At 68.5% G+C, this 13,705-nt stretch carries 13 protein-coding genes and 1 pseudogene; 5 read left to right on the top strand and 9 right to left on the bottom strand.

From position 1 onward, the window contains the following. Both HB724_RS14625 and HB724_RS14620 read right to left on the bottom strand, forming a co-directional pair. A pseudogene (locus tag HB724_RS14625) lies at nucleotides 1-268 on the bottom strand (hypothetical protein); the annotation flags it as partial. Nucleotides 269-273: 5 nt separating this feature from the next. Beyond that, nucleotides 274-1,653: an efflux transporter outer membrane subunit gene (locus HB724_RS14620; protein WP_346344735.1), complete on the bottom strand. Its 1,380-nt coding sequence runs from the start codon at nucleotides 1,651-1,653 to the stop codon at nucleotides 274-276. A 197-nt stretch (nucleotides 1,654-1,850) separates the two neighbouring features. Between HB724_RS14620 and HB724_RS14615 the strand changes: the two genes are divergently transcribed. After that, the gene (locus tag HB724_RS14615) at nucleotides 1,851-2,309 is read left to right on the top strand and encodes a VOC family protein (RefSeq protein ID WP_213981674.1); all 459 of its coding nucleotides are present in this window, start codon (nucleotides 1,851-1,853) and stop codon (nucleotides 2,307-2,309) included. Nucleotides 2,310-2,462: 153 nt separating this feature from the next. Further along, on the top strand, nucleotides 2,463-4,568 hold the full coding sequence (locus HB724_RS14610; protein WP_213981673.1) for a TonB-dependent receptor: 2,106 nt from the start codon (nucleotides 2,463-2,465) through the stop codon (nucleotides 4,566-4,568). A 28-nt stretch (nucleotides 4,569-4,596) separates the two neighbouring features. Here HB724_RS14610 and HB724_RS14605 read toward each other — a convergent pair whose 3' ends face one another. After that, nucleotides 4,597-5,874 (bottom strand): glycosyltransferase, encoded by a 1,278-nt coding sequence (locus HB724_RS14605; protein ID WP_213981672.1) that lies wholly within the window; start codon nucleotides 5,872-5,874, stop codon nucleotides 4,597-4,599. 122 nt (nucleotides 5,875-5,996) lie between these two features. On the opposite strand from HB724_RS14605, the gene HB724_RS14600 reads away from it, so the two are divergent. Then, nucleotides 5,997-6,713 (top strand): phosphatase PAP2 family protein, encoded by a 717-nt coding sequence (locus HB724_RS14600; protein WP_213981671.1) that lies wholly within the window; start codon nucleotides 5,997-5,999, stop codon nucleotides 6,711-6,713. A 79-nt stretch (nucleotides 6,714-6,792) separates the two neighbouring features. Here HB724_RS14600 and galE read toward each other — a convergent pair whose 3' ends face one another. Further along, nucleotides 6,793-7,785 carry a UDP-glucose 4-epimerase GalE gene (gene galE / locus HB724_RS14595; RefSeq protein ID WP_213981670.1) on the bottom strand — a complete coding sequence of 331 codons (993 nt, stop codon included), beginning with the start codon at nucleotides 7,783-7,785 and terminating at the stop codon, nucleotides 6,793-6,795. A gap of 95 nt (nucleotides 7,786-7,880) precedes the next feature. Here galE and msrA point away from each other — a divergent pair, with 95 nt between their 5' ends. After that, a complete protein-coding gene (gene msrA, locus HB724_RS14590) occupies nucleotides 7,881-8,426 on the top strand; it encodes a peptide-methionine (S)-S-oxide reductase MsrA (protein ID WP_213981669.1) in 546 nt (181 codons plus the stop codon). A gap of 29 nt (nucleotides 8,427-8,455) precedes the next feature. Here the strand turns inward: msrA and aqpZ are convergent, their stop codons facing one another. Together aqpZ and HB724_RS14580 are read right to left on the bottom strand one after the other, a co-directional pair. After that, nucleotides 8,456-9,181, bottom strand: a complete 726-nt coding sequence (gene aqpZ, locus HB724_RS14585) for an aquaporin Z (protein WP_213981668.1) — start codon at nucleotides 9,179-9,181, stop codon at nucleotides 8,456-8,458. A 146-nt stretch (nucleotides 9,182-9,327) separates the two neighbouring features. After that, on the bottom strand, nucleotides 9,328-10,251 hold the full coding sequence (locus HB724_RS14580) for an L-threonylcarbamoyladenylate synthase (RefSeq protein WP_213981667.1): 924 nt from the start codon (nucleotides 10,249-10,251) through the stop codon (nucleotides 9,328-9,330). 47 nt (nucleotides 10,252-10,298) lie between these two features. Between HB724_RS14580 and HB724_RS14575 the strand changes: the two genes are divergently transcribed. Beyond that, entirely contained in the window at nucleotides 10,299-12,005 is a 1,707-nt protein-coding gene (locus HB724_RS14575; protein ID WP_213981666.1) for an acyl-CoA dehydrogenase, read from the top strand. A 4-nt stretch (nucleotides 12,006-12,009) separates the two neighbouring features. Here the strand turns inward: HB724_RS14575 and HB724_RS14570 are convergent, their stop codons facing one another. From HB724_RS14570 to lepB, 3 genes are read right to left on the bottom strand one after another with little or no spacing between them, the layout of a single operon-like run. Continuing rightward, on the bottom strand, nucleotides 12,010-12,510 hold the full coding sequence (locus HB724_RS14570; RefSeq protein WP_213981665.1) for a hypothetical protein: 501 nt from the start codon (nucleotides 12,508-12,510) through the stop codon (nucleotides 12,010-12,012). A 58-nt stretch (nucleotides 12,511-12,568) separates the two neighbouring features. Further along, nucleotides 12,569-12,868: a putative quinol monooxygenase gene (locus HB724_RS14565; protein WP_213981664.1), complete on the bottom strand. Its 300-nt coding sequence runs from the start codon at nucleotides 12,866-12,868 to the stop codon at nucleotides 12,569-12,571. Next, the gene (gene lepB, locus HB724_RS14560; protein WP_213981663.1) at nucleotides 12,868-13,704 is read right to left on the bottom strand and encodes a signal peptidase I; all 837 of its coding nucleotides are present in this window, start codon (nucleotides 13,702-13,704) and stop codon (nucleotides 12,868-12,870) included. Before lepB ends, HB724_RS14565 begins: the two co-directional genes overlap by 1 nt. Nucleotide 13,705 lies beyond the last annotated feature (1 nt).

Genomic DNA, 13,705 nt, shown 5'->3' with positions numbered 1-13,705 from the left:
CCCCCCCCCCCCCCCCCCCCCCCCCCCCCCCCCCCCCCCCCCCCCCCCCGGCTTTCCCCCCCCCCCCCCCCCCGGCCAGGATGGTGCGGATGCGGCCCGGTGCCTTGGCCGAGACATCGACCTCGGTGGCCTCGATCCGGCCGTTGCCGCTTGCGATCCCTTCGCCGAGCGGATCGCGCGTCAGATAGTGGCGCGCGACCAGCACCACGACGACCGCCACCACTGCGATGCCGAAGCGTATTACCCATTTGGTCCAGTTCTTCGTCATGGGCTTCACCCCTGCGGTTCGGATTCGGGAAAGCCGCCGCCCAGCGCGGCATAGAGCGCGACGCCGCTCGCCAGCCAGGCGCGGCGAAGCTGGACGCGCTTCTGCTCCGCCGAGAAGCGGTCGCGCTCGGCGTCGAGCACTTCTAGATAGGCGGCGCGGCCGGCCTCGTAGCGGAGCTGCGCCAGCCGCGAGCGCTCGGCGAGCGCGGCGATCGACTGGTCGGCGGTGGCGATCTGCTCGGCGAGCCAGTGACGCTGGGCGAGCGCATCGGCCACATCGCGAAAGGCGGACTGGATCGTCCTTTCGTAAGCGGCGAGCATCTCGTCACGCTGCGCCTCGCTGCCGCGCAGATTGGCGTGCAGCTTGCCGGCGGTGAAGATAGGCAGTGAGATGCCGGGGCGGAACAGCCAGAGCCCGGTGCCCTTGCCGAACAATCCGTCGAGATCGTCGCTGGTGGTGCCTGCCATGCCGGTGAGGGTGATGCTCGGGAAGAAGGCGGCGCGGGCGGCGCCGATATTCGCCTCCGCGCCGCGAAGCTGGTGCTCGGCGGCGGCGATGTCGGGCCGGTTGGCGAGCAGCTCGGAGGGAAGGCCCGCGGGGATCGGCTGGTCGAGCCCGAGCCGGGCGAGGCCGTGGGTGAGCAGCGCCGGGTCGATCGGCTCGCCCACCAGCAGCGCCAGCGCGTTCAGGTTCTGCGCGCGGGCGAGTTCGGTCGCCTGGATCTCACCGACCGCCTGAGTACGCAGCGTCTCGGCCTGCGTCACTTCGACCTTCGAGCCCGATCCGACCTGATAGCGCCGTTCGAGCAGGTGGAGCGAGCGCTCGCGATTGGCGAGCGTGTCGCGGGCCAGCGCCAGCCGCTCGACATATTCGCGATCGGCCAGATAGCCGGCGGCGACCTGGGCGATCAGGCTGGTGGCGAGTCCGCGCCGGGCCTCCGCGCTTGCCAGATATTGCTCCAGCGCCGCCGCACGCAGGCTGCGCAGCCGGCCGAACAGGTCGATCTCCCAGCTTGTCTGGAGCAGCCCGTCATAGCTGGTGAGCGTGTCGTCCCGCAGCATCGTCGCCAGATTGTCGGGCACGCCGATCTTCGCCATGCCGAGCGAGCCGCTGACCTGCGGCGCCAGATCGGCCCCGCGCATCCGGAGCCCGGCGCGCGCCTGCTCGATCCGCGCGGCGGCGGCGCGCAGGTCGCGATTGTTGGCAAGCGCGCGGCCGATCAGCGCCTGGAGCTCGGGATCGGCGAAGAAGTCGCGCCAGCCGATCCGCGCGACCGATGCCTCGCCGGGCGTCGTTGTGGGATAGCGGGCGGGCGTGGGGAGGTCCGGGTGCAGCGGCTTCGGCGCCAGCGTGCAGCCGGCGACAAGCAGTGTGGCTGCCAGCACCCCGATCCCGGTTTCGATTCGACTGGCCAATCTTGTCCGCCCCAACAGCCCTGGATGCCGGGTGCTACCGCGCTGCAACATGGCTGGGCATTGGGGATGCTACGGACGCGGATGCCCGCCGGGCTCCGTATCAACCCCAATACAGAAGCCCCCTCGCGCGGGCGCATGGGGAGGCTTTCCCGGCATGGAGCAGCGCCATGGTGCAGGTCGTCGGCATAGATCATCTCGCTATCCGCGTGGGCGATCTCGCGCGCTCGAAGCGGTTCTACGACGCGCTGCTCTGCTTCATGGGCTTCGTGCGCGAATGGGAGTTCGGTGAGGTCGTCGGCTGGGACAATGGCGAGACGATGTACTGGATCACCCAGGCCGATGCCGAGGGACTGCGCCGCCCGCACCGCACCGGCGACATCGGCTATCACCATTATGCCTTCGAGCTGGCCTCGCGCACGGAGGTGGACGAACTCTACGCCTTCCTGCTCGCCCACGACGTGGAGATCGTCGACGCCCCCGCCGACTATCCCGATTATGGCGAGGGCTATTACGCGGTCTATTTCCTCGATCCCGACGGGCTGAAGTTCGAAGCGATGCACTTCGTCGAGAAGGAGAAGCGCCGCGCGGCACGGGCCGCGGCGAAGAGGGACCGGACCGCCGCCTAAGGCCACGGCACCGCGCATTCAATCGCCGTTCAGCTTGGCCGACCTAACGCCCCGGCCGCACAGCTATTTTCCGCTGCGGCGATTCCGCTATTGATACTTTATATCATCGCAGTTACCGCAGTGCAGCACGTTCTCTGTCGGAGTTGCCCCTTGATGCTGCGTACCCTGCTGCTTGCTTCCGCCGCACTCTTCGTCCTCCCCGCGCATGCCGAGGACAAGCCGACTCCTACAGGCAGCGACAAGAGCGCCCCCGCCGCCGCTGAAGACGATCCCCAGGACCACGTCCAGCCCGGCAACGAGATCGTCGTCACCGGCACGCGCGCCCGCAACACCGCCGACGTGCTGGGCGGAACCAGCGTGCTCGCGCAGGAGGAGCTCCAGCGCCAGATGCGCCCGACGATCGGCGAGACGCTGGCGAAGCAACCCGGCGTCTCCGCCACGTCGTTCGGCCCCAACGCCTCGCGCCCTGTCCTGCGCGGCTTCATCGGCGCCCGCGCGCCCCTGCTCACCGACGGCATCGGCAGCATCGACGTGTCGAACACCTCGGCCGATCACGCGCCGATCATCAATCCGCTGACCGCCGACCGCATCGAAGTGCTGCGTGGGCCGACTGCGCTGATCTTCGGCCCCTCGGCGATCGGCGGCGTGGTCAACGTGATCGACAGCCGCATCCCGCGCCACATGCCCGACGAGCCCGTCCATGCCGACGGCATCGCCACCTATGGCAGCGCCGCCGACGAGCGCTCCTTCTCGGGCGCGGTCGACGTGCCGATCGCCGGCAAGCTGGTCGCGCATGCGGACGGCAGCTTCTCGCAGACCGGCGACGAGCGGATCGGCGACTATGTGCTGAGCCCGGCGCTCCGCGCCCAGGCGCTGGCGAGCGCCGATCCCGGGGTGCAGGCGCTGGCCGATCTCAAGGGCAAGCTGCCCAACAGCGCCGCCAAGACCTGGAACGTCGCCGGCGGTGCGGCGATCATCGACGACAACGGCAATCTCGGCTTCTCCGCGTCGCATTTCGACACCTTCTACGGCGTGCCGATCCGCTATTCGCTCGATCCCTCGATCGAGGCCGAGCAGGTGCGGCTCCATGCCCAGCAGGACCGGTTCGACCTGCGCGGCGAAGTGAACACCGGCGACGGCTTCCTCAAGCAGATCCGCCTGCGCGCAGCGGCGGCCGATTATCGCCACAGCGAGATCGAGGATACCGGCGAGATCGGCACGACCTTCTTCAGCCAGGGCTTCGAGTCGCGGCTGGAGTTCGTCCAGAAGGCCCAGGGCGGCTGGGACGGCATGTTCGGCGGGCAGTTCTCGGTCCGCGACATGCATGTGGTGGGCGACGAGAAGTTCCTGCCCCAGAATTCGAGCACCCAGTTCGGCCTGTTCACGCTGCAATCGCTCGATCTCGGCCCCGTGAAGGCCGAGGCGGCCGCGCGTTTCGAGCATAACGAGATCAGCGCCCAGGCGGACGGCGATATCGGCAATCCGGCCTATCAGCGGACCTTCGACACGTTTTCCGGCTCGCTCGGCGCGAGCTATGCACTGGCCGACCGCATCCGCTTCGGCGTCAACGTCTCGCGCAGCGAACGCGCGCCGACGCCCGAGGAGTTGTTCGCCCGCGGGCCGCATGCCGGCACCCAGGCGTTCGAGATCGGCAATCCGAACTTCGGCAGCGAAAAGGCCTGGGGCGTCGAGGCGACGCTGAAGGGCTCGGGCGACGGCTTCAACTTCTCGACCGCGGCCTATTACTCCTGGTTCACCGGCTATATCTACGACACGCCGACCGGCGCGGTGCAGGACGACCTGCCGGTCTTCCAGACCTATCAGGCCGATGCGCGCTACTACGGCTTCGAGGCCGAGGGTTCGCTGCGGCTCGCCACTCTGGGCAGCTATGCGATCAATGCCGATGCGCTGGCCGATTATGTCCATGCCGAAGTGGTCGATAGCGGCCCCGTGCCGCGCATCCCGCCGCTGCGCCTGATGGGCGGGCTCGAGGCGCAGTCGGACGCGATCAGCGCGCGCGTCGAAGTCGAGCACAGCTTCGCCCAGGATCGCATCGCCGAGTTCGAGACGCGCACCGACGCCAATACGCTGGTGAACGCATCGGTCGCCTGGAAGCCCTGGGGCGAGAACGGCACCAGCCTGACGCTGTCGGCGAACAACATCTTCGACGTCGATGCCCGCCGCGCCGCCAGCGTGCTCAAGGATTATGCGCCGCTCGCGGGCCGCGACATCCGGGTGACGGCGCGAGTACAGATCTGAGGCGGCCTGTCGATCCTGGCAGGGGCCATCATGGACGAAGGCCGGCGATGCAGTGCGCCGCCGCTGCGGCCCCATCTTCGTCGGCCATCATGCGGGCGGCCCGTTGCGCCGCCCGCGCCATGTCCGGATCGGATAGGACGCGGGAAATGACGCGCGCGGCAAGATCGCGCTCGAACCGTTCCCGCCTGATGGTCATGCCGATGCCTGCGGATTGCAGCCGAGCGGCGTTGTCGAACTGATCGCCGAAATGCGGGACGACGATCTGGGGCCGTTCGGCGCGGAGGGCCTGGCCGGTCGTCCCGATGCCGCCGTGATGGATGACGGCCGCCGCGCGCGGAAAGACGGCCGAGTGCGGCGCATAGCCCATGAACAGGCAGTCGCCATCGAGACGCGGAGCCGCCGGCTGTCCCGTCAGCAGGAGCGCACGCTTGCCCAACGCCCGGCTTGCGGCGGCGGCTTCCTCGTAGAAGCCCCCAGCCGAGGCGACCGCGAACGAACCCAGAGTGAATATGAGGGGCGCATCGCCCTGATCCAGGAAGCTGTTCAACTCGGGCGCAAGCATTTCCTCCGCACCGCTTTCGCTGTCGAAGAAGGGAAATCCGACAAGCGCAGCTTCACGCGGTGCGTCCGGCGGGAGCGCCCCCAGCGCTGCGGACCAGCAGCATAGGACTGCCCTCGTGGCGGGCCCGTGATCCAGCATGGGCGCACCCTCGCTCGGACGGAGGCCATGTTCGGCGCGCACCGCATCGATCCGCGCGGCATGCCGTCGGCGCAACAGGGCACGCGCCAGCGAGGAGAACGCTCGATTCCAGCTCCGGCCAAGCGCAGTATGCGGATTATGCCGCATCATTTCGAAGCGCGGAGCGGTCGGCGGCTGCCAAGCGGAGAACAAGGTCATCGGCTGAAGCACCACCGTTGCCAAGGGCAAGCGCCGCTTCTCCGCGACGATCCCGGCTGCGAAGGCGAAGATCGAACCCGCCAGCACGTCCGCGTCCGCCGCCAGTTCATCCAATGCAAGCGTGCTCGTGTGCAACGACGGCAGCAGGATCTCATCGATCACGAAGTCCGGGTCGGCGATGACCCTGGCGGCAGCGTCTTCCGGGCTTATGCCCAGCCGCTCGCAGATGTCGGCGTAGCTCGGCAGGATGGGAGCGGCGTCGAGCCCGGCCGCCCGCACCTTCGCCAAACCATCCTCGGGAACGGCCAGCAGCACCTGCTCGCCCTGCGCGGCAAGCGCCCTGCCGATCGCGATGAAGGGATGCAGGTCGCCAAGCGAGCCAATGGTTGCGAGAACGATCCGGGCCATGATCTTACCTAGTCGAAGATCGTTGCGCCAGCGAGACGGCTGGATCCGAGGCTACCTTGTGGAAGGCGCTGAGGGAGCGCGGAAGAGTTGCGACACGCGGGCGATTGGGCGATCCAGTCGCGATGGAACGGCCGCCCGCCCCCGATGAATCGCTGGTTTCGCTGACCCCCGAAGCGAGCGCCTCACGGCGCGTGCCCTGGGGAATCGTCGCATCGGCCTGTATCGCGGCAATATTCGCGGTGCTGCTGTGGCTCGGCCACGAGCTCAACGAAGGCGATGGCGCGGCATTCGATCACGCGGTGATGCTGGCGATGCGCGTGCCGGGCCATCCCGATCTGCCGCGCGGCCCCACCTGGCTCCCCTCCGCCGTGCGCGACGTGACGGCGCTGGGGAGCAGCACGGTGCTCAGCTTCGTGGTGATCGCGACAGCCCTGTTCCTGTGGCTGCGCGGCCGGGCGCGCACCGCGTTGCTGGTGCTCGCCTCGACCACGCTCGGCGCAGTCGCGGTCACCCTCATCAAGGCGCTGGTCGGCCGTTCGCGGCCCGATCTGATCGGCCGGCTGATGGACGAGACCTCGAACAGCTTTCCCAGCGGCCATGCCGCGTCGAGCGCGATGGTCTATCTGACGCTGGCGACCCTGCTCTTCCCGGTCGTGCGCGAGCCGAGGATGCGTGCCTATCTGATCGGCGTGGCGCTGGTGCTGGTGGGGGCGATCGGGATCAGCCGCGTCTATCTGGGCGTCCACTGGCCCAGCGACGTGATCGCCGGCTGGGCCTTTGGCAGCCTGTGGGCGCTGCTCTGGTGGTGGATCGAACTACGGCTGATGCGCCGGGCCTGAAATCTTCCCCCGTCACCCCGGCACTTCGGCCGGGGTGACGATAGAGGGTTGGGTAGTCACCACCCCTTAGGGTATGCCCTCAGCGCTCCGCCAGCCTGCGCTCCCACGCCAGCGCATCGCGGACAATGCCGTCGAGATCGTCGTACTTCGGGCGCCACGGCAGCGCCGCAAGGATCGCGCCGTTGTCGGCCACCAGCGCGTCGGGATCGCCGGCGCGGCGGCCTTCCAGCCTGCGCTCGATCTTCATGTTGGTGACGCGGTCCACCGCATCGAGCACCTGGAGCACCGAGAAGCCGCGGCCATAGCCGGCGTTGAGCGTGTGATTCTCCTCCGGTCGCGCGATCAGCAGGTCGAGCGCGTCGACATGCGCCGCCGCCAGATCGCTGACATGGATATAGTCGCGCACCCCGGTGCCGTCCTCGGTCGCGAAATCGGTGCCGAACACGGAGACCGCGGCGCGCTTGCCCGTCGCCGCCTCTACCGCGACCTTGATGAGGTGGGTGGCCCCGGCGGTCGACTGGCCCGAACGTCCCTGCGGATCGGCGCCGGCGACGTTGAAATAGCGCAGCGCGCAATAGTTGATCGGATGCGCTGCAGAGACGTCCTTCAGCATGATCTCGGTCATCAGCTTGGACATGCCGTAAGGATTGATCGGCGACTTGGGGCTGTCCTCGCGCACCGGCACGACCTCGGGGATGCCATAGGTCGCGGCGGTGGAGGAGAAGATGAAATGCTGCACGCCCTCCGCCACGGCGCTCTCGATCAGCGAACGGCTGGCCGCCGTGTTGTTGCGATAATATTTGAGCGGGTCGGTCACCGATTCAGGCACCACCACCGATCCGGCGAAGTGCATCACCGCAACCACGCCATGCTCGCGCATCGCGGCGCGGACCACCGCTTCGTCCTGGATATTGGCGACCACCAGGGCCGCGCGCTTGTCGACCGCCCAGTCGAATCCGGTAACGAGATTGTCGACCACCACCACGTGCCAGCCCGCATCGAGCAAGGCCAGCACCGCATGGCTGCCGATATAGCCCGCACCGCCCGTCACCAGCACCGATCCTTCGCGCATGCACGTCCTCCCTTTGAGCAGGTGCCGCGCTACACGGGCGGATTGCGGTGCGCCATGGCGATCCTATCTTCTGGCGACGAACCGAGGAGATTATCATGACGATCGAAACCGCGACGCTGGCGGGCGGATGTTTCTGGTGCACCGAGGCCGTCTTCAACGACGTGATCGGCGTGCAGTCGGTCGAAAGCGGCTATATCGGCGGCACGGTCGACAGCCCGACCTACAAGCAGGTCTGCACCGGCGAGACCGGCCATGCCGAGGCGATCCGGGTGAGCTTCGACACCGATCAGATCAGCTATGGCGAGATACTCGACATCTTCCTGGCGACGCATGATCCCACCCAGCTCAACCGCCAGGGCAATGATGTCGGCACCCAGTATCGCTCTGCGATCTTCCCGCATTCGGCCGAGCAGGAGCGCGAGGCGCTCGACGCGATCGATCGCGCCCGGCCCGATTGGCCGCAGCCGATCGTAACGACGATCGAGACGCTGGGCCAATGGTGGCCGGCCGAGGATTATCACCAGGAATATTGGCAGGGCGACGGGCAGCGTAACCCCTATTGCCTGGCGGTGATCCCGCCCAAGCTGCGGAAGCTGCGCAAGAGCTTCGCCAACCGCGCAAAGGAGGGCGCGGCGGCTTAGCCTTTACCGCGCCCTCCACGGGGGGAAACTCAGGGAAGCGCCTCGCCCTCGATCGGCGGGCGCTTCTTCGTATCGGCACCGAGCGCGCGATAGGCGAGCCCGCCCAGCGCCCCGCCGACGATCGGCGCGATCCAGAACCAGATAAGCTGGCTGAGCGCGATCCCGCCCTCGATCACGGCCGGTCCGGTGCTGCGCGCCGGGTTCACCGAGGTGTTGGTGACCGGGATGCTGATGAGGTGGATCAGCGTGAGCGCCAAGCCGATCGCGATCGGCGCGAAGCCCGCGGGCGCGCGCGTATCGGTCGATCCCATGATGACGATCAGGAACATGAAGCTCAGCACGCCTTCGATGGCCATGCCCGCCTGGAAGGAATAATGGCCGGGCGAATGCTCGCCGAAACCGTTCGAGGCGAGACCGCCCGCATAATCGGGCGCGCCGCTGGCGATGCAATAGAGCAGCAGCGCTGCGATCAACGCGCCGACGACCTGTGCCAGCACATAGAGCGGAATGTCCTTCGCCGGGAAGCGCCCGCCGGCCCATAGCCCGATCGTCACCGCCGGATTGAGGTGGCAGCCCGAGATATGCCCGATCGAATAGGCCATGGTGAGGACAGTCAGGCCGAAGGCAAGGGCGACGCCGACAAGGCCGATACCCACTTCGGGAAATTTTGCCGCAAGAACTGCGCTGCCGCAGCCACCAAAAACCAGCCAGAAAGTACCGATCAGCTCGGCAAGCCCCCGCTGTGCGTGATTCATCATCCGCTCCCCTGTCGCTGCGCGCACATCTTGCACGCCGCGCGAATAAACGACGTCACGAATTCTATGTTCCGTTTCGCATCTGTAAAGAAAAGTAAAGAAAAGGCGTCGCATTTATCCTACCCGATTTGGGAGGATGCGAGGTCTCAGCGCGGATGCGCGGCGCGGCGGAGGCGATCGTTGATGGCGATGCCGATGCCGGCATGCGGCACGGGCGCGACCGCGATCGCGGGTGCCGCCGACGCATCGGCGCGATGCAGCGCGTCGAACAGGCGGGATGCCGCCTCCACCAGGTCTCCCGTGGCAGAGAGCGTGTCGTCCCCCGCGATCGGCCCGAAGCCGATCAGCCATTCGCCACCATTCCGCTCGACGGCATCGAGACGCAGCGGCTTGCCCGGCGCATAATGGCTCGCGAGCTGGCCGGGCGCGGTGATCGTGCCCGATGCGGGCGCCGCGTCGCTCAGCCCCAGATCGGCGGCGGTGAGCGGCCCGGGGCGCAGGACATGGCCGTCCATCACGATCGTCGATTCGAGACCGGCGGGCGTCGCGCCGTCGTCGATCACCAGCGGGATGCGCCCCGCGAGGCTCGCCGCGACATGCTCCGCGCGGGTAGGACTGATCGCGCCGCTGGCATTGGCCGAGGGTGCGGCGAGCGGCTTGCCGCAAACGGCGAGCAGCGCCTGCATCGCGCGGTGGGCGGGCACGCGCAGCGCGATCGTCTCCAGCCCCGCCGTCACCAGCGATGCGATGCCCGAACCAGCACGCACCGGCAGCACCAGCGTCAGCGGCCCCGGCCAGAAGCGCTCCGCCAGATCGCGCGCCGCGTCGTCGAACACCGCGATCCGCTCGGCCACCGCCAGATCGGCGACATGGACGATCAGCGGATTGAACGAAGGCCGCCCCTTGGCCGCATAGATGCCCGCGACCGCCGCCGAATCGGTCGCGTCGGCGGCGAGGCCGTAGACCGTCTCGGTGGGCACGGCGACGCACTCTCCCGCGCGGATCAGCGCGGCGGCCTCGGCGATCGCGGCCTCGCCGTAGGGTAAGATGCGGGGATTTGTCGGGCTCACCCGGTGCGGGCTATAGCGCCCGCGACACGCAGACAAGAGAGGCACCGATGTTCACGCCCGCCATCACCGAACAGCGCTTCGTTCTGGAGCATATCGTCCGCCTTTCCGAAGTCTCCGCCGAGGCGACGCCGGACCTGGTCGAGGCGGTGCTGGAGGGAGCGGGCCAGTTCGCGGCGGGCGAATGGGCGCCGCTGGAGCGACTCGGCGATACCGACGGCCCGAAATGGACCGAGGACGGCGTGAAGATGCCGGCGGGCTTCGCCGATGCCTATCGCGCCTATGTCGAGGGCGGCTGGGGCACGATCGGCTCGCCCGTCGCATTTGGCGGGCAGGGCCTGCCGGTGAGCCTGTCGATCGCGGTGCTGGAGACGCTGGGCACCGCGAACATGGGCTTCGCGCTCGCGCCGATCCTGACGGTGGGCGCGATCGAGGCGCTGACGCATCACGGCACGCCCGGGCAGCAGGCGCTCTACCTCCCCCATCTCGCCACCGGCGCCTGGACGGGGACGATGAACCTGACCGAACCCCAGGCGGGCAGCGATGTCGGCGCGCTCAAGTCCAAGGCCGAGCCGGTCGGCGACGGGACATACCGGATCAAGGGCACCAAGATCTTCATCTCGTTCGGCGATCACGACCTGGCCGAGAACATCGTCCACCTCGTCCTGGCCCGCACGCCCGACGCCCCGGCGGGCACCAAGGGCCTGTCGCTGTTCCTCGTCCCCAAATACCGGCTGAACGCGGACGGCACGCCCGGCACCTTCAACGATGTCCGCACCGTCTCGATCGAACACAAGATGGGGCTGCATGCCTCGCCGACCTGCGTGCTTTCCTTCGGCGACAATGACGATTGCATCGGCGAGCTGATCGGCCCCGAGCTGGGCGGCATCCGCGCGATGTTCACGATGATGAACAATGCCCGGCTGAACGTTGGGCTCCAGGGCGTGCAGGTGGCCGAGCGCGCCACCCAGCGCGCCGTCGCCTATGCCCGCGAGCGCATCCAGTCGGCTCGCGCCGGCTCGGCCAGCCGCGAGCCTGTCGCGATCGTCGAGCATCCCGATGTCCGCCGCATGCTGATGCGGATGAAGGCCCAGACCCAGGCGGCCCGCGCGCTGGTCTATTACGCCTTCGCCCAGCTCGACCGCGCCCGTGCTGGCGATGCCGCCGCCAATGCGCGGGTGGAGCTGCTCACCCCGCTCGCCAAGGCGCATGCCACCGATCTGGGCAACGAAGTCGCCTCGATCGGCATCCAGGTCCATGGCGGCATGGGCTATATCGAGGAGACCGGCGCCGCCCAGCATTTCCGCGATGCGCGCATCACCCCGATCTACGAAGGCACCAACGGCATCCAGGCTGCCGATCTGGTCGGCCGCAAGCTCTCGATGGACAATGGCGGCACGCTGCTCGCGCTGCTGGCCGAGATGCGCGGCGATGCGGAGGATGCCGAGCTGACCCGCCTGATCGACGCCTGCGAGGAAGTCGCCCGCAACCTGCTGGCAAGCGAGACCGACGACCGGCTCGCGGCGAGCTACCCCTTCCTGACGATGCTCTCGGTCGCGGTGTGCGGCTGGCTGATGGAGACGCAGGGCCGCATCGCCGCGCGCAGCGAGGGCGATCCGGCGTTCCTCAAGATGAAGCAGGCCGCCGCGCGCTTCCATGTCGAGCAGATCGTGCCCGAGGCGATGGGACTGAAGGCCGCCGCCATGGCAAAGGCGGAACTGCTCTACGCAGTGGACGCGGAGGCGTTCGCCGCCTGACGCCTCACTCCCCCGAGGGGCAGGGGTCGGTGCGCGCGATCTTTTCGCCGCCGGCATACCAGACCGGCTTGTCGGCGCCGTCGGGCTGGTAACAGACCTGCGCATCATGCCCGTCGGGCGCGACCAGCACGGTCCATTGGTGCGGCCCACAATTATGCGCCTCGCATCCCCAGGCGGCGAGCCGGCCCTCCACCACCGCGATCGGCGCCTGCGGTCCCGCCTTTTCGAAGATCCATGTGCGGATCGCGGCATCGCGCACCGCGCCCTCCACCGCCGAGCGGACCAGCGGCTGCTCGAAGAAGGTCTTCCCGTCCAATTTGTCGAACGGATATTTGCCGACATAGCCGGCCAGCGGCCCGGTGACGGATGCGGTCTCGTTTCCGGCCGCGCTCTGGTTCGCAGCCGGCTCCGGCGCGGCGAGGTTCGCGGTCGTTTCGTTCGCCCGGGGCTGATCGGCGGAACATCCTGCCAGCACGACGCCGGCGGCGAGGATCAGGAAACGCATCGGCCTTCTCCCACGGAACCCGGGGGAACCTATTACGCACCGGCCGGCGCGGCAATGTTCAGAGCGGAGTCCCCTCGCCGGCCTCATACACCCTCAGGTTGCGCTCGCCGACGCCGGCCGCCACGCAAGCGGCGCGCCACGGCGCCATGTGCGGTGCCCGGCCATGGGCAGCCAGCGCCTCGGCGCTTTCCCAGCGTTCGGCGACATGGATCAGGCCGGGATCGAGCACGTCCTCGGCAAAGCCATAAGCGAGGCAACCGGGGTCAGCACGGCTGGCGGCGATCACCGCCGCCATCGCCGGGCGAAGGGCGTCCAGCCACTCCGCCGGCACGCGAAGGGTTCCGGCGACGATCAGCATCAATGCGCGGGCCGCAGGCTGGCGCCGGTGCGGCTGCCCCGGATCGACGTGAAATAGCTGAGCGGGTTCAGCCAGGAGCCCTCGCCGTCATAGCTGAGCGTCAGGAACTCGGCGCGCCCGGCGATCGTCTCCAGCGGCACCGGCCCGCCCAGCCCCATCTCCGCCAGCGGAAAGCGGCTGTCGGCCGATTGGTCGCGATTGTCGCCCATCAGGAAGACATGGCCGGCCGGCACCGTCACCGGCCCATATTCGTCGCCGGGGCTGCGATAGCCGCCGGGCAGGTCGCTATCGCCCAGGTCGATCACGTCATAGCTGGCGCCGTTCGGCAGCGTCTCGCGATAGAGCGGCGGCTGGCAATAAAGCCGCCCGTCCGGCCCCGGCCTGCGGAACGCCGCCAGCGGCCCCTCGTCGCACGGCACCGCCGCATCGACCGGGATCATCGCATGGCCGTGCGCCGCGCGCGGCACCGGCCTGCCGTTCAGGATCACCTGGCCATGGCTGACCTCGATCGTGTCGCCCGGCAGGCCGATCACCCGCTTGATGAGGTCCGCCCCGTCGCCGCGCCGCACGACGATGACGATATCGCCCCGCTCGGGCGTGCTGCCAAGCAGCCGGGCCTTCGCCATGCCGGTGCCATGGATCATCAGCGACGCCTGCGACCAGCCATAGGGGAATTTGCTCGCCACCAGCCGGTCGCCGGTCAGCAGCGCCGGCATCATCGAGCCCGAAGGAATGTAGTAAGGCCGCGCCAGCGCGCTTTGGAACAGGAACAGCCCGGCCGCGAGCACCGCCCAGCCCGCGAGCGATCGCAGCCAGCCGGGCTTGTCCTCGGCCATC

Origin of the sequence: Sphingomonas sp. dw_22 (assembly GCF_018449795.1) — a bacterium.
GTDB lineage: Bacteria > Pseudomonadota > Alphaproteobacteria > Sphingomonadales > Sphingomonadaceae > Sphingomonas.
The sequence above is the reverse complement of the archived record's forward strand: the minus strand, read 5'-3'. Positions and strand labels throughout refer to the sequence as shown.

Bases quoted from the DNA above. Each gene is read 5' to 3' on its own strand.
- HB724_RS14615 (WP_213981674.1), top strand. From the start codon at position 1,851: ATGGTGCAGGTCGTCGGCATAGATCATCTCGCTATCCGCGTGGGCGAT.
- HB724_RS14610 (WP_213981673.1), top strand. From the start codon at position 2,463: ATGCTGCGTACCCTGCTGCTTGCTTCCGCCGCACTCTTCGTCCTCCCC.
- HB724_RS14605 (WP_213981672.1), bottom strand. From the start codon at position 5,874: ATGGCCCGGATCGTTCTCGCAACCATTGGCTCGCTTGGCGACCTGCAT.
- HB724_RS14600 (WP_213981671.1), top strand. From the start codon at position 5,997: ATGGAACGGCCGCCCGCCCCCGATGAATCGCTGGTTTCGCTGACCCCC.
- galE (WP_213981670.1), bottom strand. From the start codon at position 7,785: ATGCGCGAAGGATCGGTGCTGGTGACGGGCGGTGCGGGCTATATCGGC.
- msrA (WP_213981669.1), top strand. From the start codon at position 7,881: ATGACGATCGAAACCGCGACGCTGGCGGGCGGATGTTTCTGGTGCACC.
- aqpZ (WP_213981668.1), bottom strand. From the start codon at position 9,181: ATGAATCACGCACAGCGGGGGCTTGCCGAGCTGATCGGTACTTTCTGG.
- HB724_RS14575 (WP_213981666.1), top strand. From the start codon at position 10,299: ATGTTCACGCCCGCCATCACCGAACAGCGCTTCGTTCTGGAGCATATC.
- HB724_RS14570 (WP_213981665.1), bottom strand. From the start codon at position 12,510: ATGCGTTTCCTGATCCTCGCCGCCGGCGTCGTGCTGGCAGGATGTTCC.
- HB724_RS14565 (WP_213981664.1), bottom strand. From the start codon at position 12,868: ATGCTGATCGTCGCCGGAACCCTTCGCGTGCCGGCGGAGTGGCTGGAC.
- lepB (WP_213981663.1), bottom strand. From the start codon at position 13,704: ATGGCCGAGGACAAGCCCGGCTGGCTGCGATCGCTCGCGGGCTGGGCG.